At 39.9% G+C, this 22,181-nt stretch carries 17 protein-coding genes and 1 riboswitch; of the genes, 8 read left to right on the forward strand and 9 right to left on the reverse strand.

Annotated elements, in window-relative coordinates; all coding sequences use genetic code 11:
* The first annotated feature begins 63 nt into the window (after positions 1–63).
* Entirely contained in the window at positions 64–1,143 is a 1,080-nt protein-coding gene (locus IEO70_RS10135) for an FUSC family protein (RefSeq protein WP_190998263.1), read from the forward strand.
* Between the two features lie 50 nt (positions 1,144–1,193).
* On the opposite strand, the gene IEO70_RS10140 is transcribed toward IEO70_RS10135, so the two are convergent.
* From IEO70_RS10140 to fabL, 4 genes are all read right to left on the reverse strand, one after another.
* Positions 1,194–2,939 (reverse strand): ABC transporter ATP-binding protein, encoded by a 1,746-nt coding sequence (locus IEO70_RS10140; protein ID WP_190998264.1) that lies wholly within the window; start codon positions 2,937–2,939, stop codon positions 1,194–1,196.
* A gap of 119 nt (positions 2,940–3,058) precedes the next feature.
* A complete protein-coding gene (gene ntdP / locus IEO70_RS10145) occupies positions 3,059–3,586 on the reverse strand; it encodes a nucleoside tri-diphosphate phosphatase (protein ID WP_190998265.1) in 528 nt (175 codons plus the stop codon).
* A gap of 229 nt (positions 3,587–3,815) precedes the next feature.
* Positions 3,816–4,031, reverse strand: a complete 216-nt coding sequence (locus tag IEO70_RS10150; RefSeq protein WP_190998266.1) for a gamma-type small acid-soluble spore protein — start codon at positions 4,029–4,031, stop codon at positions 3,816–3,818.
* Between the two features lie 74 nt (positions 4,032–4,105).
* Positions 4,106–4,852 carry an enoyl-[acyl-carrier-protein] reductase FabL gene (fabL, locus tag IEO70_RS10155; protein ID WP_190998267.1) on the reverse strand — a complete coding sequence of 249 codons (747 nt, stop codon included), beginning with the start codon at positions 4,850–4,852 and terminating at the stop codon, positions 4,106–4,108.
* Between the two features lie 84 nt (positions 4,853–4,936).
* Between fabL and IEO70_RS10160 the strand changes: the two genes are divergently transcribed.
* On the forward strand, positions 4,937–5,161 hold the full coding sequence (locus IEO70_RS10160; protein ID WP_190998268.1) for a hypothetical protein: 225 nt from the start codon (positions 4,937–4,939) through the stop codon (positions 5,159–5,161).
* A gap of 741 nt (positions 5,162–5,902) precedes the next feature.
* On the opposite strand, the gene mutY is transcribed toward IEO70_RS10160, so the two are convergent.
* Positions 5,903–7,009 carry an A/G-specific adenine glycosylase gene (gene mutY, locus IEO70_RS10165; protein ID WP_190998269.1) on the reverse strand — a complete coding sequence of 369 codons (1,107 nt, stop codon included), beginning with the start codon at positions 7,007–7,009 and terminating at the stop codon, positions 5,903–5,905.
* A 359-nt stretch (positions 7,010–7,368) separates the two neighbouring features.
* Between mutY and IEO70_RS10170 the strand changes: the two genes are divergently transcribed.
* Together IEO70_RS10170 and sspK are read left to right on the forward strand one after the other, a co-directional pair.
* The gene (locus IEO70_RS10170) at positions 7,369–8,352 is read left to right on the forward strand and encodes a metal-dependent hydrolase (RefSeq protein ID WP_190998270.1); all 984 of its coding nucleotides are present in this window, start codon (positions 7,369–7,371) and stop codon (positions 8,350–8,352) included.
* A 175-nt stretch (positions 8,353–8,527) separates the two neighbouring features.
* Positions 8,528–8,686 carry a small, acid-soluble spore protein K gene (gene sspK, locus IEO70_RS10175; RefSeq protein WP_190998271.1) on the forward strand — a complete coding sequence of 53 codons (159 nt, stop codon included), beginning with the start codon at positions 8,528–8,530 and terminating at the stop codon, positions 8,684–8,686.
* Positions 8,687–8,729: 43 nt separating this feature from the next.
* Here sspK and IEO70_RS10180 read toward each other — a convergent pair whose 3' ends face one another.
* Together IEO70_RS10180 and recX are read right to left on the reverse strand one after the other, a co-directional pair.
* A complete protein-coding gene (locus tag IEO70_RS10180) occupies positions 8,730–9,065 on the reverse strand; it encodes a YfhH family protein (RefSeq protein WP_190998415.1) in 336 nt (111 codons plus the stop codon).
* A gap of 15 nt (positions 9,066–9,080) precedes the next feature.
* Complete coding sequence (recX, locus tag IEO70_RS10185) at positions 9,081–9,893, reverse strand: recombination regulator RecX (protein ID WP_190998272.1); 813 nt, start codon at positions 9,891–9,893, stop codon at positions 9,081–9,083.
* A gap of 111 nt (positions 9,894–10,004) precedes the next feature.
* Between recX and IEO70_RS10190 the strand changes: the two genes are divergently transcribed.
* The 3 genes from IEO70_RS10190 to IEO70_RS10205 all read left to right on the forward strand — a co-directional run bounded on the left by IEO70_RS10190 (position 10,005) and on the right by IEO70_RS10205 (position 13,173).
* A complete protein-coding gene (locus IEO70_RS10190; protein ID WP_190998273.1) occupies positions 10,005–10,910 on the forward strand; it encodes a TIGR01777 family oxidoreductase in 906 nt (301 codons plus the stop codon).
* A 60-nt stretch (positions 10,911–10,970) separates the two neighbouring features.
* A complete protein-coding gene (locus tag IEO70_RS10195) occupies positions 10,971–11,093 on the forward strand; it encodes a YfhE family protein (protein WP_190998274.1) in 123 nt (40 codons plus the stop codon).
* A gap of 463 nt (positions 11,094–11,556) precedes the next feature.
* Entirely contained in the window at positions 11,557–13,173 is a 1,617-nt protein-coding gene (locus IEO70_RS10205; protein ID WP_190998275.1) for a M20/M25/M40 family metallo-hydrolase, read from the forward strand.
* A gap of 381 nt (positions 13,174–13,554) precedes the next feature.
* On the opposite strand, the gene ade is transcribed toward IEO70_RS10205, so the two are convergent.
* Positions 13,555–15,264: an adenine deaminase gene (gene ade, locus IEO70_RS10210; RefSeq protein WP_190998276.1), complete on the reverse strand. Its 1,710-nt coding sequence runs from the start codon at positions 15,262–15,264 to the stop codon at positions 13,555–13,557.
* Between the two features lie 87 nt (positions 15,265–15,351).
* Positions 15,352–15,452: riboswitch (purine riboswitch) on the reverse strand.
* 239 nt (positions 15,453–15,691) lie between these two features.
* Between ade and IEO70_RS10215 the strand changes: the two genes are divergently transcribed.
* Positions 15,692–17,404, forward strand: a complete 1,713-nt coding sequence (locus IEO70_RS10215) for a hypothetical protein (RefSeq protein ID WP_190998277.1) — start codon at positions 15,692–15,694, stop codon at positions 17,402–17,404.
* Positions 17,405–17,507: 103 nt separating this feature from the next.
* On the opposite strand, the gene IEO70_RS10220 is transcribed toward IEO70_RS10215, so the two are convergent.
* Positions 17,508–22,181 (reverse strand): SpaA isopeptide-forming pilin-related protein, encoded by a 4,674-nt coding sequence (locus IEO70_RS10220; protein ID WP_190998278.1) that lies wholly within the window; start codon positions 22,179–22,181, stop codon positions 17,508–17,510.

Below are 22,181 nucleotides of genomic sequence, written 5' to 3' on the forward strand. Positions count from 1 at the left end.
TATAAAACAGAAAAAAGCAATAATTTACTAGTAAATATGAAGAAAGAAAGGAACCATTTCTGAATGAAAATTGGTGCCCGTATATTAAAAACCGGAATCGCCATCATTTTAGCACTGACGCTAGCACAAATGTTGAAATTGCCATCCCCGGCATTCGCCGGAATCGCGGCAATCTTTGCGATTCAACCTACTATTTTCCGATCATATCGCACTATTATAGAGCAGGTGCAAGGTAACGTGATCGGCGCGATTGTCGCCATTTTATTTGTTCTAGCTTTTGGCAATCATGCTTTTCTTGTTGGGTTGGCGTGTATCATCATTATTATCATTAATGTTAGATTAAAATCCGAAAACACCATTTCTTTATCAGTTGTTACAGTTATTGCCATAATGGAAAGTCAGACAGGACATTTCCTCGAGTTTGCCTTGTTGAGATTCTTCAGTATTATGCTCGGGATTTTTTCCGCCTTTATCGTGAACCTGTTTTTCTTGCCGCCTAAATATGAGACTAAGCTCTATACGACAATTACGGAAGTAACTGAAGATATTTACAGATGGATTCGCATAAGCACTCGAAATCTATCTGAACATACACATCTAAAAGGCGAAATTCAAAACTTAAAGGAGCGCATCCTTCGCCTCGAACAGTTTTATTTAATGTACAAGGAAGACCGAGAGCTCTTTAAGAAAGATAAACGTGCTAAGGCAAGAAAACTGGTTGTATATCGACAAATGATTGCTACAACACGCCGGTTGTTTGATATTTTGCGCAAAATGAATAAATACGAAAATCAAATTCACCATATGCCGGAAGAGTTCAGGACCACCATCCGGGATCAGCTCGATTACCTAATAGTTCAACATGAGCAAATTCATCTGAAATATGCTAGACGAATCAGAACATCTGTTACATTTGAAAAAGAGCAAAACAAGACAAATAAAGAATTGTTCGATCTTGTTTTATCGCTTCAACACAAAACGGATGAAGATACTGAAGCGTACATTTATCATATGATGGGGCTTGTTTCCACAATCATTGATTACGAGGAAATGATTGAGCATCTCGATAAATTGATCAACAGCTTCCAATCATTCCATAAAGATGATGATGAAATTAAAGTAGTCACTATGGTGGAAAATTAGAAAGGATGGTTGATAAGACACGTTCGTCTTTTCAACCATCCTTTTATCATTTAATTCAATTGCTGAACTTGAAACAGTTTATAGTAAGCTCCCTGTTTTTCCATCAGCTCACGATGGGTGCCGGTTTCAATGATTTTGCCATGCTCAATCATAACAATCCGGTCCGCATGTGTAATCGTAGTTAATCGGTGTGCAACAATGAATGTCGTGCGGTCTTTTGCCAGAAGCTCAAGCGAATCTTGGATTGATTGCTCGCTTTCTAAGTCCAATGCAGATGTCGCCTCATCCAATATAAGAATTGGAGGATTTTTCAAAAACACACGTGCAATCGCAATTCGCTGTTTCTGCCCGCCGGAAAGCTTCACTCCTCGTTCCCCTACCTTCGTAGCGTATCCATCCGGTAAGTCTTCGATGAATTCATGGGCATTGGCAAGCTTTGCAGCGGCAATTACTTCTTCCTTCGTAGCTGTCGGTTTCCCCAGCAAAATATTCGTCTCAACCGAATCACTGAATAAAATGTTATCCTGCAGTACCATACCGATTTGATCGCGAAGAGAATGAACTTGGTAATCTCTCAAATCGATGCCATCGAGCAGTATTTTCCCTTCCGTCACATCATAAAATCTCGGAATCAAGCTGACGAGAGAAGATTTCCCTCCGCCGCTCATACCGACCAGCGCCACTGTCTCACCTTGCTTAATATGCAAATCAATATGATTGAGTACCTTCTCTTCCCCTTCGTTATAAGAAAAGCTCACTTTATCAAATATGATTTCGCCTTTCGCTTCTTTGCATACTACTGCATTTTCCTTATCTTCAATATCATATTTCTCGTCAATTAATTCGAAGACACGGTCCATGGAAGCGATTGATTGTGTCAATGTTGTCGAAGAATTCACCAATCGGCGCAGCGGTCCGTACAATCGGTCAATATAGGCAATAAATGCAATCATTGTACCAATCGTCAAATTCCCCTCAATTACCTGATAAGCGGCATAGCCAATAACTAAAAGCGGTGCAATGTCCGTAATCGTATTAACGACAGCAAATGATTTAGCATTCCATTTCGTATGATATAAAGCTTTTGTCAAAAAGTGATGATTTTCCTTATTAAAATTGTTCTGCTCATGTTTTTCAATTGCAAAGCTCTTAATAACTGGCATTCCTTGTACACGCTCATGCAAAAAACTTTGCACTTGCGCTAACGCCTGTGATCGCTCACGTGTAATGCTGCGCAGTTTTCCAAAAAAGTAACGAACAGAAAATGCATAGAATGGTAGTAAAACCAATGACACAATCGTCAGTTTGACATCCATCACAAACATAACCGCAACAGCAATCAGAATCGTCGCCATATCGAGCCAAATATTCATCATGCCTGAAATGACAAAGTTCTTCGTCTGCTCCACATCATTTACGACGCGGGATATCACTTCCCCCGATCTTGTATTGCTATAATATTTGAAGCTTAGCTTGCTGATATGCGCAAATAGTTCGTTACGGATATCAAATAATATTTTGCTTCCTGTCCACTGCGCGAAATATTGTCTGTAATATTCTATAGGCGGCCGTAAAACGACAAATACAATAAGTGTGATGCCCATCAGCATCAGCAGTTGTTCATTTTTTTCTGTAGATGTCATGACGTCACTCCCGATAATATCGTCAACGACATATTTCATGATCAACGGCATCAGTAAAGGTATCGCAAATTTAATGACCCCGATAATGATTGTTCCAATAATAGGCCACTTGTACGGTTTAACCCATTTCAAGTAGCGCCTGATGCTCCCCATAATTCCCCATCCTCCAACTTTTTATTTTTAATATTCTGAAACAAACCTATGCTTGACCGGAAGTTCAACTACTCCAAAAGAAAAAACCTGTTTGTTCAACAGGCTCGGACATTTTTCACTTATCGATAAGTTAAATATCTTTCATACCATGAATCAATAAATTCTGCTGAAAAAGGACCCTTTTGTTGGCGTATCAAAGAAATAAGTTCATTCACATTCCGTCTCAAAATGCGGTCTATTGCATCAGGATAGTTCATCTCTCTGCTATGTCTTTCGTATTCATCTTCGTCCAGTAATTGAAATGTCATATCCGGATACACTTTAATATCAAGATCATAATCAATATACTTTAATGCCTCTTGATCATAGACAAATGGAGAACTAAGATTGCAATAATAATACACACCGTCTTCTCTTAGCATGCCAATCACATTAAACCAGTACCGCGAATGAAAGTAGCAAACTGCGGGTTCTCTGGTAATCCAGGAACGTCCATCAGATTCTGTCACACGAACACGATCATTTGCTACAATAATCATATTTTGCGTGGCCTTCAATACAGTTGTATCCTCCCAGATTCTATGTATGTTTCCATCATGCTTGTAGCTTTGTATTTGAATTACTTCTCCTTCCGTGGGGATATTCATTTTTCCTCCCTACTTTCCGATCAACACACTGCGACCTTAAATACCAATAACCAAATATATTGTCAATCTAATCTTATTACTATTATAGCGATTAAAAATCAAATTTAAAACTATTGCGCATAGAAAAGACGCTTCAACCATGACATTCCGATTTAGAATGCCCGATTGAAGCGTCTACCAGTTAATCATCCTGCATAAGCTTTCATACTTATGCACGAGTGGGATGATATTATTGTTGGCTGTTTTGTCCGTATTGTCCAGAAGCTTGAGCTTTTCTCGCTTCAGCCTGTTGGTTTTGTTTCTTTACTTGTTGCACATCAGTTTGACTTGAAAACTCAGTTCCATATTGTCCAGAGCTGCCAGCTGAACCAGCGTTTTGCTGCTTCACATGCTGAATGCTTGTACCAGATTGAGTTTTGTTTTGTTGGTTATAACTGTTTGCCATCTCATATCACCTCCACGCTCATTAATCTATCCAAGAGCGCAGAAGAATATCCTTGAACCATTTGGAAATTACTGTTACACCAATAAAGAGATGCCACCGTCAACAATAATGGTCTGCCCTCTGATCATGTACGATTGCTCGGATAATAAAAACATAATCGTATTGACCATGTCTTCCATTTCAACTAAGCGGCCAGCTGGAGTTGATTTAGCTGCTTCAGCCAATAGCTCCTCCCGATTCGGAAAATGTTTCAAAGCCTCCGTGTCAACTGCTCCGCCCGAAACAGCATTCACACGAATTTGATGCGGCGCCAGTTCGACAGCCAAGTATCTCGTCAATGCTTCTAAGGCTGCTTTTGATACACCGACAGCAGTGTAGTTTTCCAAGTAGCGAATTGAGCCAAGCGAACTGATATTGATAATATTGCCGCCCCCTGATCGCTGCATAAGCTTCGCTGCTTCTTGAGCGCAAAATAATGCTCCCTTAGCATTGATGCCCATCGTCCAATCATAATGCGATTCCTCGAGCTCCAATGCCGGCTTCAAAACACCGGAAGCCGCATTATTAACGAGTACATCAAGCCGACCGAATTCCTGCTCAATTTGTTCGAACATTGCTTTTATTTTTTTCACATCGCCAATGTTTGCCTTAATAAGGGTAGCCTTTCTTCCAAGCGTTTCAATTTCCGATACGACTTCTTCAGCAGCTTTTCTGCTTCTCGCATAATTGATAATGATATCGTAACCTTCCTTTGCCAAGCGCAAAGCTGTCTGCTTCCCGATTCCCCGGCTGCTTCCTGTCACTAATGCCACTTTTTGCATGTAAATCACCCTTCTTCTTAGAATAAGATTGCTCAGATCAAATACACTAAAAAACAAATACTTAATTATGATAGGAGAATGCTTATGTACGTTGGTCGTGATATGACTGAATTATCCATGATTCCTAAAAATGAATGGAAAAAGTCAGAACTGCTCTATTTCCACAACTCTTTACAACAAATGGTACCTTATTTGAATAGTGAAGGCCAATCTATTCATCGACAAATTATAGAAGAAATTGAAAACCGTGGAGGCTTGAAACGGAACGAAGCCGATTATACGCATGGCACTGAGAATGTTTATGATTAAGAAAAACCGCCGCTTTTCGGTTCCCGCATGGCTCCTTTTGATTTGCGTCACATTTAAGAAGGTAATCATCTGAAATTGACTACAAATGCAAGTATGTGCCATACCAAAAGGACCGGTAGGCCCGTTCAGCCCCGACTTGCATAAGACGAATCACGTAGGAAATTGTATAATTTCTGAAGTGATTTGGCTTATGACCTCGAGGGGCTGGCCGCTGCAGCTAGACAAAATCTAAGAAGGAGCAGCGACTAAGAGCGCTACGTCCGCATATCTTCGTCGCTGTGACTCTCATCCTGAGAGCCCCACACGAGAAACCCGGTTTTGGTTTCTCGGGGGAGGCAGCAAGTAATGAACATCGGCTAAAATCACCACGTCCTGTGGCAACGCCGATATGACCTACATCCTGTAGGCCTCCGAGCATGGCAGGTATAAGGTTAGACAGCCATCAGAGTTCAAAAATATACTTTCTTACCTTATAAAAAAATTAGGGTTTTGTTCAATCTACAACATTTAGCCGATATCTGTCAGATTCCCTTCAAATTTAGCTGCTTTTCATGGATTGAGTGAGAATATAGAGTGCAGATGACCAAGGATAGAGCGCCACTTCAAATTATAGAGCGCGAGCACCGGAGATAGAGCGCCAAGTTAAGTTATTAAGCGTAATCACCTGGGAAAGAGCATCGTTCCGATTAGTTCCTCAACAAATTGAAAAAAGAGCCTCAATTAGAAGCTCTTTTTTCAATACTAGGATCGCTCTATATATTCCTTAAACATTTTCTGATACGGCACCGGAAATGCTAGTTGTTTCATTTCTTTTTCGGTTACCCATCTTAGTCGATTTTGCTCGAGCATTTCATCGCTAACGTCTTCTTCAATGACTGCTTCATAGGCATCTATTGACCACTTTAAGTGAGAGAAAACATGCGTAATTTCTGCAAAACGTTCTTTCTGAAGCTGAACGCGACCATTATAGGTAATAGCGAATGTGTCTTCATACATATCTTTCGTCACTTTTTTTGTTTTTTCAAAGCTTATGCTCGGGAACTCCCAAAGCCCGGCAAGCAGTCCCTGATCAGGACGCTTCTGAACGAGTATCTCGCCTTTCTTATTTTTGATAATAGCTGAAATCAGCTTCACTTGCTTAACCTTTGTCACCTTTATCTTTACCGGCAATTCCTTTTGCACACCTTCGGCAAATGCAGCACAATGTTCATTGACCGGGCAAAGCATACAAGATGGGTTAGTCGGCGTACATATTAAAGCCCCGAGCTCCATAAGCGCCTGATTAAACGAAGAAGGATTTTCATGAGAGATTAATGCCCGAACCGCATCTTCAAAAACCTTCCTTGTTTTCGGCTTCGCTATATCATCATAAATCAAAAGAATTCGAGAGAGCACACGCATCACATTGCCGTCGACAGCTGGTTCCGGCACTCCGTAGGCAATGCTTAAAATAGCTCCTGCTGTATACGGTCCGACACCTTTTAAGCTAATAATATCTTCCGGAGTATCCGGCACGATGCCATTGTAAGATGCCTGCACCTCGCGCACAGCAGCCTGCAAATTGCGGACGCGCGAATAATAACCCAGCCCTTCCCAAGCTTTCAATATCTCTTCCTCACCCGCATCAGCTAAGTGATGTAATGTAGGGAAGCTTTCCATGAAACGGTTGAAATAAGGGATAACCGTATCGACCCTTGTTTGCTGCAGCATAATTTCCGATACCCATACTCTGTAAGGATCTTTATTTTCTCTCCAAGGGAGCTGCCGCTGCTCCGCTTCAAACCATTGAATTAAATCATTTTGAAACGATTTTATACTAATTGTTTGTAACGCATTTATTTTTTGCAAAACCTTTCCTCCATCATGTTACTTTCATAAAGAATAGGGAATAAACATATAAAGCAAGATAATTGTTAACAAATTAGGAACTTACACACATACTCTATCCAATGTCGATGAAAACATCTCACGTCCACCTATCCAATCGTGATACAATTGAAGTAAATGGATACTGTATTGTATCAAATCAAATACTAAACATGCTATCTTTAAGGATATTGGTATTTAATAGTAGTGTTCATGTAAGCCATTCACCCGGTTAAATGAATGCTCTGCGAGAGTATCTCTCTCTGGGCAAATTTTTTCTTTGATCTTTAAAAAATTGAAGCGAAAACTTCTCAAGCTTCAGTATGGGGAGGTATCTGCAATTGGATACAGGCACACATGTCGTTATGGGATTAGGGCTTGGAGCTTTGGCAACTCTTGACCCTACCGTTGCCGGCAGCGCCGTCACTGCTCAAGCAGTAATGATTGGCACCATTATCGGCTCGCAAGCACCTGATATAGACACCGTACTTAAAATGAAAAACAACGCAATATATATTCGAAATCATAGAGGGATTACACATTCCATTCCTGCTGTACTATTGTGGCCGATTTTAATAACAGCCGTTATATACGCTGTTATGCCGACTGCAAATTTATTGCATTTATGGCTCTGGACTTTTTTTGCCGTATTCCTGCATGTCTTCGTCGACATTTTTAACGCATACGGTACGCAGGCGCTACGGCCACTCACATCCAGATGGGTTGCTCTCGGCGTCATCAATACATTTGACCCATTCATATTCGGAATTCATATAGTCGGCTTGATTATGTGGGGATTCGGAACAGCACCTGGTCCGACTTTTCTGCTGATTTATATCATCATCATCTTTTATTATATCGCCCGTTTCCAGGAGCGACGAAAAATTAAAGAAACCATCAGACAACAGTTGCCTGATGCGAAGAAAATCGTTCTCGGACCGACAATTCGTTACCATAAATGGAAAGTGGCTGTAGCAACTGATGACAAATATTATGTGGGGCGATGCATAAATGGAGATGTTCGTTTATTAGATCAATTCCCAAGAGAATCGATTCCGGATCATCCGGCAATTGATGTCGCTAAACACGATAAAAACTTGGCAGCATTCTTATCCTTTTCACCAATTTATCGTTGTGTCCTGACTGAGTATGAAAATTACTATGAAGTGAAATTTATTGATCTGCGCTACCGAAATAACGGACACTATCCGTTCGTTGCAGTCGTTCATCTTGACCAAGACTTAAACATATTGAATTCATATACAGGCTGGATTTTCAGTGAAGAAAAATTGCAAAACAAACTGAAAGTGGCGACGGAAAACTAGAAAAACGGTGTAAGGTTAGACAGCCATTCAAGTAATAGAGGGAGTGTACGCTACGGCATACACTCCCTCTTCTTTGTATAATTCACGCTTTAATACTCATACTATGATTACGCAAGTTGATATTTGCGTACAAACCATTTCTTCTACCTTGTCATCCAAAGGAGGACTCCTCAACATGCGTAACAAGGCAAAGAACTTCCCGATTGGAAATCGCTCTGACGGCGACAAAGCGAGGGCTAAGGCACAATATGCATCCACTAGAGCAGACGGATCCATTAATACCCACCCTCAAGAAAGAATGCAAGCATCCTCCCACCGCAACACAGAAGAGTAAATAATGTTTTGGTCAGGAAGAGTTTTTTCTTCCTGACCATGCGTTATTCTTGCTCTTCTTTCGGCAGTTCTTCCAACATCGAAATCGGCAGACCTTCTTCTTCTTTGTCCCCATTCAGCCGATAACCCCAAGCAAAGATCCCATTCAAATAATCGATTTTGAAGTACGTGCCCGGATCCCCTTTTATCGCATAAATTTCTCCCGGCTTAAAATCATCCGGATTCAGCAAGTAAGCTCTTATGACAATTGCCTTTCTTTCTAATACAGCGAATTCATTGACCATCCCCATCTGCTCAGCTTTTCTCGCTTGCTCATGAAGAACACCCAATTCCTGTTGAAGCTCATATACCGACATTGTGCTATAGCGTTTATCCTGCATCATTCATTCCCCTATCTATTCTTCTTGTTGGATTTCTTCTAAATATCTTTCAATCAGTTCAAGCGGAAAACCCTTGCGGTAAAGCGCACTTTTCACTTTTTGCTTAAACTCATACCCTTCATACTTACTGTATCTGCGAACAACTTTGTCTCCATGACTTCGCAAAGAATCCCATTCCGCTTCTTCTTCCTGAGAAAAATCTACTTCACGCAATGCTTCTTCTATTATAAAGGATGTATACCCTTTTCTTATAAGTGTCTGCTCGGCTTTTCGTTTCATTTCGACAGCAGAACGATTTTTAGATGTGCCGGCCATTTTTTCCGCGAGCTTGATCGCATGAGAAAGCTGCTTTTCGTCTGTATATTGCAGCATCGCCTTCTGAATAAGACTCTCCTCTATCCCTTTTAATTTCAGCTCTTGCGCAATGACAACCGGACCTTTATCCGCCCCGTTTATCTTCGTGGACACAAACGCCATGGCAAACTCTTCATCGTTTATATAATTTAACTGATACAACTTATGTATCACTTCCTTAATGATATCATTTCCGTAATCTTTTTCCTGCAAGTGTGATTTCACTTCGTATTCTGATCTCATTCGGAAGGATAAGAAGTTCAAGGCTGTGTTGAAGCCCTTCTGAATGTCTTCTTGATAGGCAATTTCCATCGCATCCATCTGGTCGATGACTTTGCCTTTTTTTAAATCGAGCTTAATAAGCACATCTTCACTGACGCTAAAGCCGTATTCTTCACCATTTCCTTGATCAATGAAAATGTTATAGCGACTTTTATTCTTTTTACCAACTGTGATTTTTGTAATAACAGTCACAAACGATCACCTCTATTCTAACTTTAGCATAAGAAAAAAGTCTTTGCCTTTCTCAATTTTTCGAACTCTGCTTTATAATGGAAATAATTACGTAAAGGGGGACTTTAGCTGATGAAAATAGTCATTGCCGGCGGAACAGGATTTGTGGGCAACGCATTAACAGCAGAGCTACTCAGACAAAAGCATGAAGTTTATATCCTTACCCGCCATGCGCATTCCTCACCGAAAAACCAAAACATACACTATGTACAATGGTTGAACGAAGGCGACCAGCCGGAGAATCAGCTTCAAAATATTGATGTATTTATTAATTTAGCCGGAGAATCGCTTAGCAGTGGGCGCTGGACAACGGTAAGAAAAAAATCGCTGTTAGAGAGCCGACTCACTTCCACCAAAGAACTGATACGCATTATATCCTCCTCTGACAAGAAACCGAAGCTTGTCCTAAGCGCAAGCGCCATCGGTTATTATGGTACATCACTAGCAGAAACATTCACCGAACGCTCAATTAAGTATCCTTCAGACTTCTTGTCTGCTGTGACAGATCAGTGGGAAAAGACAGCTAAACAATTGGAGAATGAGGGCACAAGGACGCTTTATATGCGCTTTGGCGTCATTTTAGGTAAAGATGGCGGAGCTTTGCCGCGAATGGTAATGCCTTATCAGTTATTTGCGGGAGGAACAATCGGAAGCGGCAAACAAATATTATCGTGGATTCATTTGCATGATGTGGTCCGTGCGATTTTATTTTGCATCGACAATGAAAGCATAAACGGAGCCGTCAACTTCACAGCGCCGCAGCCGATGAACATGAAAGACTTCGGTAAAGTAATCGGACGAACGCTAAAAAAGCCGCATTGGCTACCAGTCCCATCCTTTGCACTCAAGATATTGCTTGGCGAAATGAGCATATTAGTTTTAGAAGGTCAGCGTGTTTTACCGGAGAAGCTATGTGAACACGGTTTTGAATTTACGTATCCAAAATTGGATGCTGCTTTACAGGATATATTTAATTAAACCGTATGATTACCCCTAAATAAGGAAAAAATGGAGACATAACTTTTTAGGAGTGATTTTATGGATAAGAAGAAACGTGAAAAAATGAGAAGCACCATGAAAAAGGCGCAGGAAGTTGTGTACAACCGTGAGTTTAAAAGCGCTAACCGCGCCGGAGGATTCAAAAATAAACCGTTACTTTAACCATCAATATCTCTTTTAAAGTGAAACATTGTTCGGCAGGATTGATTATTCATCCCCTGTCGAACATTTTTTATGTTTAAAGTGGCATAAATATTTGAACTCGGGTAGCTTTCTATCCTTACACCGGTAAAGGTTTTTCTTATTCGCCTCAATTCGATAAGATTCGCTACTATCTGTCGAAAAATTGGAAATTAATTAATCACAACTTTTGAACATATCTGTTGATAATTTATACACAAAGTTGTGAATTGTGTGTATAATTCAGTGAATAACTCACAGTAACCACCCTACTTATCCACAAATACTATTGAATATTCTAATAACTCTGTGTATAACTTTTCAAAATTTCCATTTTTCACTTACAGAAAACTTATAGCGAGCCAGTCCCATTCTAACCGATTGATTCAATAATTCGCTATAATAGTAAATACATAGCTTCAAAACTTATATTGGAGGGATTCATATGGCACAGTCGTATTATTTGAACCACCCAGATCAAATGTTATCAGTTTTGAATGATCTCGTTTCAGTTGGCAGCATTACCTTCAGCAATGAAGAAAAACATTTGCCGTTAAGAGTTAAAAGTCATCTCATGAATATGCACTATTTCCAGGAGCATCCTGAATACTTGGAAAATCATTTAACAACAGACGGACGATTATTTACAACCGCTTTATACAAAAATGAACATGCAACAAAAACAATCGTTATGATTAGCCATTTTGATGTCGTTGATGTCGAGGATTATGGAGAACTAAGCCATCTTGCCTTTAGACCATTAGAATTAACGAAAGAGTTGCAGCAGCATAAAGAGAAGCTCTCAGCTGATGCATTAGCTGATTTGGAAAGCGGTGATTGGCTGTTTGGACGCGGTACAATGGATATGAAATGCGGACTCGTGCTTCAAATGTCACTATTGGAAAGAGCCGCAATTGAGAACTGGAAGATCAATTTGCTGCTTTTGACTGTTCCGGATGAAGAAGTCAATTCTGTTGGTATGCGTGAAGCTATCCCCAAATTATTAGAACTCAGTAAAAAATATGATCTAAACTATACGCTGTTTCTAAACTCGGAACCGATGTTTTCAAAGGTACCGGCAGATCAGCAATATTATTTTTATACAGGGTCAATAGGCAAAATATTGCCGAGCGTTCTATGCTTCGGCAAAGAAACACATGTCGGTGAGCCGCTTTCCGGCGTCAATGCCGCTTGGATGTCATCCGTCTTTTCTGAAAAAATAGAGTGGAACGAACAACTTTGCGAACAAGTTAACAGAGAGATTTGCCCTCCTCCAACAATCCTTTGGCAAAAGGATTTAAAAAAAGACTATTCAGCCCAAATACCGCATCGTTCGGTAAGCATGTACAATATGTTTTTAATGAACCGCAATCCAGCTGAAGTAATGGAGCAATTCAAAAACATTGCCGATGAAGCCGCTGCGCAAATGAATGCCTTTATTGAAAATAAATATAAAGCCTTTCAGTTACAATCAGCGCCTGCCCATAAAATACGCGTTTTGACATACGAGCAATTAAAAGAGCATGCTTGCAAAAGAACAAGCCCTGAGCATGTGGAACGCATCGAAAACTTCGTAGCAAAAGAACGCAAAGGCGACAACAGACAGCAATCGATTACGATTGTCGATCAATTATCGATTATCTGTCAGGATCTTGCACCGATGATTGTCCTCTTTTATGCACCACCATACTACCCGGCCATCAATTCGACTGAGGATCCTATTATTAAAGAACTATCTGAAAAACTAATTACATATGCTGATGCCGCATTTAATATAAACTTGCAACCTATTGAATATTTTAACGGTATTTCTGATTTGAGTTACGCCGGGCTCCAAGCTTCACTAGACTCAATGACCACGTATACTAACAATTTACCTGGCGATGAAGAACTGTACCATATTCCGTTTAAAGAAATGGCAAAATTTCATGCCCCCGTCATCAATGTCGGCCCAATCGGAAAAGACGCCCACAAAAATACTGAGCGCCTGCATTTGCCGTTTGCCTTTCAGGAACTGCCGAAATTATTGGAGCACGTAATACATGTTCATTCCAATCAATAAAGAAAAACCGTCACCGGTCCTTTTTCATCATGAATATTCGACTTAGATTCACCTCGATGAAAAAGGAGACATGCGGGAACCGAAAAGCGGAAGCGGCCCGCAAGTAAGGAACAGCGACTAAGGACGCTACGTCCGCATATCTTCGTCGCTGTGACTCTCATCGTGAGAGCCCCATACGAGAAACCCGCCTTTGGTTTCTTGGGGGAGGCAGGAGGGGTACATCGGCTAAAAGCACCACGTCCGCATGTCTTCGCCGATATGACCAACTTCCTGTTGGCCTCCGAGCATGGCAGGTGTAAGGTTAGACAGCTTTTTAAGTTAATTATATATTTTCTATAAATCAAAAAGGGTCTCGAATAGTTGCGAGACCCTTTTCGTATATCATTCTTCTACACTAACATCCACAAATGTAAATGTATCTACGTCAAACAATCCTTGGTTCGTTAGTTTTAAAGAAGGAATAACCGGTAACGCCAAGAATGACAATGTCAATAATGGGGAAAATTCATCTGTAATGCCTAGAGAAGCTAGGGCTAACAGTAATTCGCTGTATTCATCGTTTAGTTGCTCCGGCGAAACAGTTGTCATTAAGCCGCCGAACGGCAGAGACAACGAAGCAATTGTTTCACCATTGCAAGCAATCGAAATACCACCGCCAATTTTCTCAAGTTCTCTGATGGCCACATCCATATCTTCATCATTTGTACCGAGGCAAATAATGTTATGAGAATCATGCGCAATAGTTGTTGCGATAGCACCATTTTGCAGATTAAATCCTTTGACAATCCCCACCCCTGCGCTTCCGGTACCTTTATGGCGCTCAATCACTGCCATTTTCGCAAATTCCTCATCGGCTGTAAATAATCCATTTTCTTGAGGGACTTTATACGTTGATTTTTTCGTTACAATTGAATTCGGAATGATCTCAATGACTCTTGCAATATCTGAAGTCAAAGGCAAGTTCAATAGTTCTTTCGTATAATTGCCTAACACAACCGTATTTTCAAAAGAGCATTCCTTCACTTCCGCTGTTTCTTCCTCATAGCGAGTGCCGTTTACCCATACAGAATCAATATCAAATTCTTCAATTTCATTCAGTAAGATGAAATCAGCATCAAATCCTGGAGCAATCGCGCCTTTGCCTTTTAAATTATAGCATTGAGCTGCATTGAGCGAAGCCATTCTCATAACAGAATAAATATCAATTCCCGCTTTCAAGCATGAACGAACATGGTAATCGATGCTTCCTTCTTCTAATAAGTCATCAATATGCTTATCGTCTGTGCAGAACATAAGGCGATGTGACAGCTCTTTTCTGTAGCCATTTAATAAGTCATGGAGATTGCGGGCAGCGGAGCCTTCACGTAGCGCAACATACATCCCTCTTCTGACACGCTCAATCATTTCCTCCGGCTTAACGCACTCATGATCTGTAATAATGCCTGCTGTCAAATACGCATTAATATCTTTTCCGCTCAATCCGGCACCATGACCATCAATCGGCACATTGTTCTTAATTGCATCTGACAGTTTTTCCATCATATCATCCTGACCTGATAAAACTGCCGGGAAATCCATGACTTCAGCCAAGCCGAGAACGAGCTCATGTTCATAAAGTGGCGCCAAATCTTCAGCTGTCAATGTTGCTCCATTGTCTTCAAAAGAAGTCGCCGGAACGCAGGAAGGAAGTTGATAACGGTAATTTAACATACAGTTTTCGCTGTCTTTCAACATCCATTCTATTCCTTTTACACCTTGGACATTTGCTATTTCATGGGGATCCGTGACAATAGTAGTGATTCCTCGCGGCAGTACTGCTTTTTGAAATTGAGAAGGAGAAAGCATGCTGGATTCAATATGAACATGCGCATCAATAAGACCCGGGACCATTGTATATGCGGTGCCATCAATTTCTTGTTCGCCATTATAATCGCCGATGCCGACAAATTTCCCATTATGAATGGCAACATCCGCACGTTCCATTTCATCGGTGAATACATTTACGAATTGGACATTTTTGATGACCAGATGAGGTAAAATCACATTTTTCGCTGCTAATATTTGGGATTTGATTTGTTGTGGGGTTTTCATTGTTATTCCTCCTCAAAATGATATTGGCAGGAGAAATAGTAAGTCAGGATAGGAGTATATAACAGAATCTTATAGTTGCCCATACATTCTGTACTTATCTATTCTCGTAGCCGAACTATTTACGGTAGTTTGTAGAAACTTTTGGACCATATTACCAAGATTATACGAGTTTGTTTTACTAATATAGAAGTTTTGTTTTCATTTCTTTAACCTTTTTATGCATTTTATCAACGCTTGAACGGATAGTCAATGAAAAAGTTCCTCTAACTATCACTTTTGTGAAATACAACACTTTCCATTATAAGGAAAAATATGCACTGAATTTATAGATACATGTGCAAAAAATTGACAAAACCCTCCCTCCTATTTCACAGCTACTACATAAACGATGAGAATATGTAAAGAGACATGAAAGGAAGTGTGTTAAATGCAGAAAAAAAATCGGATACCTCTAATTGCAAGCTTAATAGTGGCTATGGTTATTTCCGCCTGCAATCAAGCTTCTGATACGGATTCAACATCGAAAGAGACAGACTCCTCTACAAAAGAGACTATTTATCTAGGGGAAGTTACATCAATTAAAGACGACACAATTGTTCTCGCTCTTGGAACTGAAAAAGAAATGTCAGAGCCTCCAGCTAGTGATGAATCAAATACCAGCAAACAACCTGAACAAAGCCCTCCGGATAATAACGGCTCTGCACCTTCGAAACTTGATTTAACGGGTGAAAGTGTAGAAATCACTATTACGGATGATACAAAGATCACCGTTGAAAACAGCGAAAACTCAAACAAAGGAACTGTTTCAGATATTGAAGCAGGTGATGTGTTATCAGTTACATGCGAAGAAGACGATAGCAATGCGATTACTGTAGCCATTGAATCCGCTTCTCCCGGAGATGCATCAATGGGCGAAGGGCCATCCGATAAAGAAAGCATAGATTTAAGTAGTGCCTATACAGTAGACGGCAAAGAAGAAACCTCTGATGATGAGACATTCTCTTCTAGCAGTAAAGACGAAAATGCTATTTTAGTTAAAAATGGCGGCAGTCTGACATTGCGTAAAGCCACCATCACAAAATCTGGCGACACATCAAGCGCCAATGACAGTAATTTTTACGGTCTAAACAGCATTATCGCAGCAAATTCCGGCAGTTCGATTACAGTGAGCGATACAGAAATGAGCTCGGATTCTGAAGGTTCAAATGGGATTTTTGCAACAGGGGAAGGCTCAAAAATAACTGTTTCAAATGTTATCATTAAAACAACCGCAGATTCTGCCCGCGGCTTGGATGCTACTTATGGCGGCACAATTATCGCTAAAAATGTTGAAATTGAAACAGAAGGCGCACATTGTGCTGCCTTGGCAACCGACCGCGGAGAAGGTACGATTGCCGTAACGGAAGGAACATTGAAAACAGCTGGCGATGGCTCGCCTTGTATTTATTCGACCGGCAATATTACAGCGGAAAAAGTGACCGGTACGGCAACTGGCGCACAAGCCGCTGTCATTGAAGGGAAAAACTCTATCACTTTAATAGAAAGTGACTTAACCGGCTCCGGCGAGAATGGCGTCATGCTTTATCAAAGCACCTCTGGGGATGCCGCTGAAGGCACAAGTGTGCTGACCGTCAAAGACAGCATATTGACAAGCAACTCTTCCGGCCCGATGTTTTACGTAACAAATACAACTGCTGAAGTGAATCTGACAAACAGTCAACTATCTTGTCAATCCGATACATTAATTGATGCAGCCGGAAATGAGACAAACAATTGGGGTACACCTGGTTCAAACGGAGGCATATTGACCTTTAAAGCGAGCAATCAAAATCTTCAAGGGAAAGTAAAATGCGACAACATCAGCAGTGTCGATCTTACACTGAAAGACCGCAGCACATACTTAGGAGCAATTGATAACGATAACACAGGAGAAGTATCTGTCTCCTTAGATAAAAACAGTATTTGGGATGTTGCCGATGATTCCTACGTCGCTTCATTAACTGATGAAGATGAAAAACTGGAGAATATTAATTCAAATGGATTCAATATTTATTATGATGCGGGCAACAGTAAAAATGATTGGCTGGACGGAAAAACAATCACATTGCAAGGTGGAGGAAAACTTGCTCCTGTTAAGTAATAAATATGTGTTATTGATGTAAAACTTGAAAAATAAGAGGCTGTCCGAAAAAGTCTATTAGACAATTTTTCGGACAGCCTCTCTACTTTTCAATCTAATTAGTTTAATTGTTCATAGGCACTTTCTTTTTCCAAAGAATACACCCTATAAGTATTAGTAAAATTCCTAATACTATTTTTCCTATTGGATAGTTTTCTCCAGTTTGAGGTAGCTTTTTGCCGTCTTTACCTCCGTTTAGTTTCCCCTCACTGCTCGAGTTTCCTTTGTCCGCAGATTCAGGATTTTTGGAGTCTACAGCATCCTTTACGTCAACTGATTCGCCTGAATCAGTTGGATTTGCAGGTCCTTCTGGATTCGAATCGTCAGGATTTTCCGGGTTATTAGGTTCTTCCGGTTTTGAATCATCTGGGTTTTCTGGGCTTGGTTTTTCCGGATATACAACTGGTATTCTCTCATTCTTTTTCACTAATTGCTTAACCTCAATCTGATCATCTTCAATAACAAAAGAGATTGGTGTACTATCTACTCTATAGCCTGCAGGTGCTTTCGTTTCAATAAGCTGGTAAGTACCTGCATCCAGATTCTCTACGTAAATTACTCCGTCTTTATCCGTTGTCAGCTGCTCTTTTCCAATAACTTCAGTGTATTCATCAGTTTTCTGCTTTTTGTATAGCAGTTTAAATTCTGCACCTTGCAAAACAATATCAGTGTTGCTGGCATTTACTTTCGTTAACTTGAAGGCACGGATGATTTTATTATTTTTAATTGTTAATTGCTCAACGGCTCCATTTGTGTCTGAATCAAGTACCACTTCTCTTTCAGCAGTGTCCAGAACGTAGCCTTCCTTTGCTTTAGTCTCTTTTAACGTATAACTGCCATACGGTAAGTCAGTAAATTCAACTTTACCATTTTCGTCGGTAGTACCCTTTTGAGTTACACCGTCTTTGTTGGAAAGTTCAAACTCTACACCATCTAATAACGTCTCATTATCAACAGCATCAACTTTAGTAATGACTACTTTACCTGTACCACGCTGATTTACTTTAGTTACATCTACCGCTTCTCCTTGGTTTTCCTTGATTTCAAAGATAGCCGTCTTTCTTTCCTCTTCATTGCTGTCCAACACATAATGATCAGGTGCTTTTGTTTCTTTGAAATAATACTTGCCTGGCTCTAAGTCGCTGACAATGATTTCACCTTTCTCATCTGTTGTCAGCTTCGATAGTTCTATATCATTGCCTTTTTCATCTTTAACGGTAACAATTTCTCCGCTTTCCTTGTAAAGAGTGAATTGCGCACCTTTGAGTGTGACTGGCTGACCGTTTTTATCTTTTTCTTGAGCATCTACTTTCGTCAGTTTTACCGCATGAGTAATTTTCACGTTTGCTACTTCAATGACTTTATTTTCATTGTCTTCAATCAAAGTATCTGTTTTTTCATTCATCGTGAAAGGTAAATCTTTCGCTGTTAAATAACCTGCTGGTGTTGTCGCTACTACTTCCCGTATGATGTACTTGCCATAGCGGACTTTCTCAAATTCCACATGGCCATTCGCGTCGGATGTTGCTTCAGCAAGCTTATATTGACCAGTTTTATTGTAAAGTTCAAACTTTACACCTGCTAAATTTACTTTTTCTCCAGTTACAAGATTATGCCCTATTTTGTGAAGTTTGATTGTCCCTTTGCTAGATGAGATGGAACCTGAAGAACTGTTGTATACATATTTGTCTGAAAAACCGTCCTCTATTAAATCACTATCTATTGCACTGCCTGTATAATTGATTGATGCTTGGTTGCTAAACTGTTCATTATTAGCGCCTGTGAAGAAAGTCTTATATTGTACTTGATAGCCTGTCTGCGTCAAATTTCCTAGAGTTAAAACAAATCCGCCATCTGTAAGAAATTCCACTTTTTCGCTTTCAACTTTCTTCCAACCATCATATGAAATTGAACCATTTTTATTAATCTTGTATTTTCGGATCTCAAATGTATCTTTCAATAGCAGCTGATTAGCAGATGGTTTGTCGGTTAACTTAATTTCTCCTAAATGGGAGTGAGATTTGTTAATATCGACTGTCCAGGTAATTGTTTCTTCATTAGGATTTGTCTGCGCTGTTTTCGATATTAATTCGTTAGCATTTTTAATATCGACTTTACCATTATAGGTATAGGTCTTCTTATCATCCGTTTTAAATACAGCTGTATTTGTGTACATTGAAGCTGAGCCTTCACTTTGACCGATAATGTCATCAGAATCTTTTGTCTGATACGTAATGATATAGGCTTGATTATTTTGATTACTGTCTAAGTCTTTGAAGGTAATCGTAAATCCAGTTATGCGATTTTCTATTTTACTTGATGAAATCTCATAATTGTCTTCCGATAACTCTACACCAGGAGTTCCTGTGTCATTATTAGTCAAATTCAATTGTCTTATTGATACGCTTCCTAAATTCTCAATATGATGCCCCGCACCTACTGTATCGGTTACTGTCGCTCCGTTAATATCCTGCTTGTTAATATTGACCGCGATGTTCCAATTGAATGTTTGCGTTACATGATCAAACTCACCGTTTTTGTAGCCATTGTTTCCCGTTGGTGTGTTTCCAGGTTTATAAACCGCATCTTTCGTAATGGTGTTATTAGTTGAAGTCTGACCATTCCATGTTGCTACAGCTTTATTGCCATATTGTTCATACACCGTTCCATCTGGCAAAATATCAAACTTTGTTTTATACGTAATAGTTACTTTTGAGCCTTTTGGAATTTTCTCCATGAATTCTAATGTGTATCCTTTTCTTGCATCTAGTACTGTTAAAGTAGTTTCGTCATCATAACCTGTTATTGTGACGTACTGGCCAGTACCTTCATTTGGTTTCAAAAGTGATTGATAACTGTTGCCGTCTTTCTCAATAAAAGTATCTACAACCTTAAAATTCTCTAAATCTTTTTCCGCATTAATCTCTAGTTTCCACGTAATCGTTTTATTGCTAAAATCAATCGGCCCACGAGATTTTACAAAGATTCCTTCACCTAACGGGAGGATACCTTCTTTGACATACTGATTACTAGAACTGTCTGTGTTTGTGCTCGTTACAGTGTTTTTCACCGTCGAGGTTGTTGTAATGAATTCTTCTGTTGACACAGTGTCGTATGTAACTTTGAAGGCTTTTGTTACAGAGCCATTTTCCGCACTGTTGGCAAATTTGACAACAAGCTTTTTGCCATCCTCACTAAAAACAACTGTATAACCACTTTTCGGAAGAGCAGTACTGCTCGCTTCTTTACCTTCCTCATTTACAACCACTTCATACACCTTAATAGAATCAGAATCGATTTTATGTGCTCCCTCTAATGTATCGGTGATTTCTGCTTTTTCAGCCTCAATACTTGCTCCCAGGTAGTTGTATTGGATTTCCCATCCAGCTCTATACTTATCACCTGATGGACCCACTTTTGCTAAAGGTGTACCATACGTAATTGTCACCTTTCCTTCAGCGGTCTCTGTAATAGATTCATTATTTTTGAGACTGGCATTGTTTGTGAATGTTTCTGCCACATTCTCCGCTTTTCTTGTCACCTCTGTTTGGTATATGACTTTGTAAGCAAATTTTCCATCTTCTAGAAACTTAATCGGAAATGTATTCTCAACTGAAGATACTTTCGAAGATTCAATAACTCCATTGATTCCGACTTTGTATTTTTCAACTGTAATAGAGTCTGGAACCAATATATGTCCCTCACCTATACCATCATTCAGCTCAGCATCCTTCAACTCTTTTCCGGCTCTGTTCGTCCAGACGGTCCAGTTAATGTATTTCTTGCCATTTTTCGATTCAACTGTGCCTACTTTCGTCATCTTTTCTGATGAAGATGATGGCAGGAAAGTGAGATTCAAAGAAATCATATCACTGCCTTTAATCGGAATCTCAAGACTTTGTTCTAACTCTTCGTTACTTGCGAAGTTACCAAACTTGGCCGCAAAATCTAGCGTCATTGTATATTCGCCTGGCTCTACATCATCAAGGTAAGTAACTGTCACTAAACCTGTTGCATTTGTTTTATATTCAAATGGAGGCTCACCCGGCACTTCTACTGTTCCTTCTAAAGCCGACTCATCAAACACTACAATTGACTGCGGCAATTGAAATGTAAAAGTAGAGCCTTTCGCATAGGGGGTTTCTATATTCAAATCAAAGCTGTAGAAAATCTTTGCCTCTTGATTCTCTTGTAGTTGTATATCGTCAGCATCTTCAGAATTTTTTATTGATAAATCACCTACTTTAAGTTCGATAAAATTCATCTTTACATCTGAAATTTCTACGACTTGTCTAGCTGATCCACCAATTGCTTTTATAGATTGTACTTGTATGGTGTTATCCTCTTCATCAACTGTTTCTTCTTGCACACCTGTAACTTCAATAACACCTGTCGCGTCTTGCTTTTGATTGGCGAAAAGTACTGCGATTACTAGTCCGTCAACTGTAATGGTATATGTACCAACCGCACTTTCACCTTTTGACAATGTACCCGATAATTCATTTTCCAGCTTCAGCCCGCTATTATGTGTGTACGTTTGTTCAGTTATTTCATCCCCTGCTGTCAATATCCATGGAATACTTGCTGCACCAGCTTCTTTCACTTCTATCTCACCAAAAGTAAAACTTTGCTTTAACGTATTGGCTTCAACAGTATTAGCACTTGCCATTAGCGGTCCTATGAAAGACTGAATGACTAGCAAAAATACCAATGCCATTAAACTCATTTTTTTCATCAT

This window comes from Peribacillus faecalis (assembly GCF_014712675.1).
Taxonomy (GTDB): Bacteria; Bacillota; Bacilli; order Bacillales; family DSM-1321; genus Bacillus_AD; species Bacillus_AD faecalis.

What these genes read in the sequence shown, in the direction of transcription:
- IEO70_RS10135 (WP_190998263.1), top strand. Translation starts at nt 64, where the DNA reads ATGAAAATTGGTGCCCGTATATTAAAAACCGGAATCGCCATCATTTTA.
- IEO70_RS10140 (WP_190998264.1), bottom strand. Translation starts at nt 2,939, where the DNA reads ATGGGGAGCATCAGGCGCTACTTGAAATGGGTTAAACCGTACAAGTGG.
- ntdP (WP_190998265.1), bottom strand. Translation starts at nt 3,586, where the DNA reads ATGAATATCCCCACGGAAGGAGAAGTAATTCAAATACAAAGCTACAAG.
- IEO70_RS10150 (WP_190998266.1), bottom strand. Translation starts at nt 4,031, where the DNA reads ATGGCAAACAGTTATAACCAACAAAACAAAACTCAATCTGGTACAAGC.
- fabL (WP_190998267.1), bottom strand. Translation starts at nt 4,852, where the DNA reads ATGCAAAAAGTGGCATTAGTGACAGGAAGCAGCCGGGGAATCGGGAAG.
- IEO70_RS10160 (WP_190998268.1), top strand. Translation starts at nt 4,937, where the DNA reads ATGTACGTTGGTCGTGATATGACTGAATTATCCATGATTCCTAAAAAT.
- sspK (WP_190998271.1), top strand. Translation starts at nt 8,528, where the DNA reads ATGCGTAACAAGGCAAAGAACTTCCCGATTGGAAATCGCTCTGACGGC.
- IEO70_RS10180 (WP_190998415.1), bottom strand. Translation starts at nt 9,065, where the DNA reads ATGCAGGATAAACGCTATAGCACAATGTCGGTATATGAGCTTCAACAG.
- IEO70_RS10190 (WP_190998273.1), top strand. Translation starts at nt 10,005, where the DNA reads ATGAAAATAGTCATTGCCGGCGGAACAGGATTTGTGGGCAACGCATTA.
- IEO70_RS10195 (WP_190998274.1), top strand. Translation starts at nt 10,971, where the DNA reads ATGGATAAGAAGAAACGTGAAAAAATGAGAAGCACCATGAAAAAGGCG.
- IEO70_RS10205 (WP_190998275.1), top strand. Translation starts at nt 11,557, where the DNA reads ATGGCACAGTCGTATTATTTGAACCACCCAGATCAAATGTTATCAGTT.
- ade (WP_190998276.1), bottom strand. Translation starts at nt 15,264, where the DNA reads ATGAAAACCCCACAACAAATCAAATCCCAAATATTAGCAGCGAAAAAT.
- IEO70_RS10215 (WP_190998277.1), top strand. Translation starts at nt 15,692, where the DNA reads ATGCAGAAAAAAAATCGGATACCTCTAATTGCAAGCTTAATAGTGGCT.
- IEO70_RS10220 (WP_190998278.1), bottom strand. Translation starts at nt 22,181, where the DNA reads ATGATGAAAAAAATGAGTTTAATGGCATTGGTATTTTTGCTAGTCATT.